The organism is Streptomyces beijiangensis, from assembly GCF_017315755.1.
GTDB classification, from domain to species: Bacteria; Actinomycetota; Actinomycetes; order Streptomycetales; family Streptomycetaceae; genus Streptomyces; species Streptomyces beijiangensis.
The window spans coordinates 1-2,705 of record NZ_JAFLRJ010000836.1; the positions used below are offsets into that span (position 1 = coordinate 1).

At 68.9% G+C, this 2,705-nt stretch carries 3 protein-coding genes; all 3 read right to left on the minus strand.

From position 1 onward, the window contains the following. Positions 1–372: 372 nt before the first annotated feature. A complete protein-coding gene (locus J0695_RS39375) occupies positions 373–1,161 on the minus strand; it encodes a polyamine aminopropyltransferase (protein ID WP_206969651.1) in 789 nt (262 codons plus the stop codon). Between the two features lie 79 nt (positions 1,162–1,240). Then, the gene (locus J0695_RS39380) at positions 1,241–1,501 is read right to left on the minus strand and encodes a hypothetical protein (protein ID WP_206969652.1); all 261 of its coding nucleotides are present in this window, start codon (positions 1,499–1,501) and stop codon (positions 1,241–1,243) included. Between the two features lie 144 nt (positions 1,502–1,645). Then, on the minus strand, positions 1,646–2,705 hold a 1,060-nt coding region (locus J0695_RS39385), incomplete at its 5' end, for an MFS transporter (protein ID WP_206969653.1).

A 2,705-nucleotide genomic window follows, 5' to 3' on the forward strand; every position in this document is an offset into this window, starting at 1 on the left:
GGCGCGAACTGTGCGGGAGTCGTGCGCATGAGCCTGTTCTCCTCGGTTGGGGGAGGAACACATTTGGAGAGCGCTCTCCAGAGGCAGATGCTGGCCTGCTCGCACGGTCGGGGTCAATAGTCGTGCAGGGAATGCCTAAAGGTTCTGTAAGGGCAGGTGGGCGAATCGCATCGCTGCACGTCAACCCTGCCCCCACTTGTTCAACCTTTCAACGCAGAAAGGGAATTAAGGGACCTTGAATCAAATATGTCTTCATGGGTTGTGGCCGATTTTGGCCTGTCAGGCACCTTGCCAGACCCCCTCGCCAGGCCCCCGTGTCAGGGTCGGCGGCAGGGGGCCTCACAAGGTCGGCAGGGGAGAGCCCGCCTGCTCTCAGACGTCGCGCCTGCGGGCGACGTAGACGGTGTTGGTCGCTGTCCCGCCCTGGAGTGGATTGTCGAACTCCACCACGTGCGCGGCGCTCTCCGCGAAGACCTCCGCGAGCACCAGACCGAACTCGTCGTCCGGCGGGTCGTTCGACCACAGCGCGAATACGCCCCCGGGCTGCAGAAGTTCGGCCAGCGCCGTCAGGCCTTCCGGGCGGTAGAGCGCGGCATGGCCGGGGTGCAGCACATGGCGCGGTGAGTGGTCGACGTCCAGCAGGATCGCGTGGAAACGGCGGCCGGGAGCCTCCGGATCCAGTCCCAGGGGGGCGGCACCGTCATGGGTACCGTCGGTGGATTCTTCCGCAGGTACTGGTCCGCCGGCCGCGGCGCTTCCCGCGGCCATCGCGAAGAAGTCCCCGCGTACCAGACGGCACCTGGGGTCCGAGGACAGGCCCGCACCCAGCGGTACGAGCCCGCGCCGGTGCCAGTCGATCACGTCGGCCAAGGCGTCGACGACGATCAGTGAACGCACCCGAGGATCGTCCAGAGCCGCCCGGGCCGTGTACCCGAGTCCGAGGCCGCCCACGACGACATCGAGGGGCCCCGCGGGCGCCTTCGTCAGACCGAGCCGGGTCAGTTCGACCTCCCCCTCGGTGAAGAGGCTGGACATCAGATACTCGTCACCGAGCTTCACCTCGTACACGTCCTCCCCTGTCACGGGGTGCTTCCGACGCCGCAGGCTGATCTCGCCCATGGGCGTGGGCCGCCAGTCGATCTCCTCGAAACGTGCGCTCATCCGGTGTCCTTTTCGGCGTGGGGAGGGCGGGTTTGAGACGCCGCCGTAAGAAGGAACCGTACCGGCCGGGGCGGAGGGGTCAGGCGCCGTCCACCAGGGCGTGGACCAGTGTCGTCGCGGTCTGCTCGACGAGCGAGATACCCGTCTCCAGTGTCGGCTGGCCGTCCGTGAGAACGACCACGAGCAGTGTGTGCCCCGTGTATTCGACGATGCCCACACTGTTGACCACCCAGAGGTGAGTCGTCTCCCGTGCCGGCCAGCCGTTCTTGAGCACCGGCGTGGCGGTGGGGGAACCCGCGGCACCGACGCCCCAGTTCTGCCCGTCGCTGACGTTGCTCATCAGGGTTCGTATGTACGAGCGGGATCTGTTGCTCAGCGGCGAGTCTTCCGTGAAGACGGCCTTCAAGAGGGCCATCTGATCACTGATGGTGGCCTATTGGTGAACCTTGAACGTTTTTCGCTCTGCGGCAAAGGCCGTACGTCTCTAGGACGTTCCAGCGCCTCCGGCTCGTCCGGCCCGTCCGGATTCGAGCGGCGGAGCCGCGACGGCGCAGTGCACCCGGGACTCGGGCAGCCTGCAGTCCGGTGCGGGCTTGCGTACCGTGCCGAAGGCGATCAGCGCGCCGAGCACGAGGACGCCCGCGCACATCGGCATCGCCCGCCGGAAGGTCGAGCCGAACTCGGCCGCCGAGCGGTACGCCTCAGGTCCCATCCCGGCAAGCAGGGGCAGCGCTGCGACCGCGATCAGCCCGGCGGCGCGGGCCGCCGCGTTGTTCACGCCGCTGGCGAGCCCGGCCCGCCCCGTGTCGACAGAGGCGAGGACCGTCGCAGTGAGCGGGGCGACGAGCGTCACCATGCCGAGCCCCAGCACCAGCAGGGCGGGCAGGATGTCCCGTACATACGAGGCCCCTGCCCCTACCCGCAGCATCAGCAGCATTCCCGCCGCGCACAGCAACGGGCCGACGGTGAGGGGGATACGAGGCCCGATCCGCTGCCCGAGCTCCCCGGACCTGGCGGACAGCAGCAGCATGAGCACGGTGGTGGGGAGCAGGGCGGTCCCGGCCTGGAGTGCCGAGTAGCCGACCACGACCTGGAGTTGAAGCACGGAGAGGAAGAAGAACCCGCCGAACGCCGCGTACACGCACAGCGTGACGAGGTTGACGGCGGTGAACTGCCGGGAGGCGAAGATGTCCGGCGGCAGCATCGGATCGGCCCGCCGCCGCTCGACCCCCACGAACACCGCACCGAGGACGACGCCGGTGACCGCCGCTCCCACGACCTCGCCCGAGGCACCGCCGGGCGCCTCGATCAGTGCGTACGTAAAGAACGCGAGGGCGGCGGCGCCCAGCACCGCGCCCGCCACGTCGAAGCGCCCGTGCTCCCGCCCGTCCCGCGATTCCGGTACGTGTCGCAGCGCCACCGGCACACACAGCACGGCCAGCGGCACATTGAGCAGGAACACCCAGCGCCAGCCGGGCCCGTCCACCAGCCATCCCCCGAGGAACGGCCCGACGGCCGCCCCCACCCCTCCGCGCCCCGACCAC

Excerpts from the sequence above, each read along its gene's own strand:
- J0695_RS39375 (WP_206969651.1), bottom strand. The coding sequence starts at position 1,161 with ATGAGCGCACGTTTCGAGGAGATCGACTGGCGGCCCACGCCCATGGGC.
- J0695_RS39380 (WP_206969652.1), bottom strand. The coding sequence starts at position 1,501 with ATGAGCAACGTCAGCGACGGGCAGAACTGGGGCGTCGGTGCCGCGGGT.